This is a genomic window from Rhizobium sp. 10N414 (assembly GCF_056394785.1).
Genome location: NZ_JBFTIN010000111.1, coordinates 1 through 767 on the forward strand (window position 1 = coordinate 1; position 767 = coordinate 767).

1 protein-coding gene is annotated in these 767 nt (G+C 60.4%); it reads left to right on the top strand.

Annotated features, from left to right (window positions below):
* The coding region (locus tag AC1DE4_RS31815) for a transposase (RefSeq protein ID WP_477884762.1) at positions 1 to 538 on the top strand (538 nt) is incomplete at its 5' end.
* Between the last annotated feature and the right edge of the window lie 229 nt (positions 539 to 767).

A 767-nucleotide genomic window follows, 5' to 3' on the forward strand; every position in this document is an offset into this window, starting at 1 on the left:
GGTGAATGTCTCTGAGATCGACCGCATCCAGATCGACCGCGGCCTCGCCTTCATCGGCGACATCGATGGGCGCATCAAGCAGTCGGAGGCGACGATCCGGACGATGACCAAGGCCAATGGCAATGTGAGGCTATTGAAGACCATCCCCGGCATCGGCGAGTTCTTTGCCCGGCTGATCGATGCGGAGATCGACGACATATCACGGTTCCGCAACCCGAAGAAGCTTGCCGCCTATGCCGGCCTTGTACCCTCGACCTATTCGAGCGGCGGCAAGACCTTCCACGGCAAGATCATCAAGCAGGGCAACAAGTGGCTGCGCTGGGCCTTCGTCGAAGCGGTGACACCTGCCATCGCCAGCGATGCGCAGCTGCGCGCTCAATACGAACACCTGAAGTTCAGAGGAGTAAACAAGGCGCGCGTGGCCATCGCGCGCAAGCTTTTGACGATCGCCTTCCAGATCCTGCGTGACCAGCGCGCCTACGAGCCGCGCGGTGCCAGCCCCACGGAAGGCGCGTCGACGATATCCCGGTTGTCCTGATGATCGTCTAGCGAGCCCGGCAGGCCTGGGCTGCGCTCCTCAGGGAGAATGGGAAACCGGGAGCCGAACATCACTCTGTGACCGAAGCCAACGCATCAGGTCACGCATTGGAGATTGGTTCGAGAACCGCAGGACGGCAACACTCTGTCCAGCGGAAGGAAAGATTGAGCCGATCGGCGTCGATGCCGATCAAAACGAAACTGAACCCAAGGAAAAGCCGCCAGTTCAA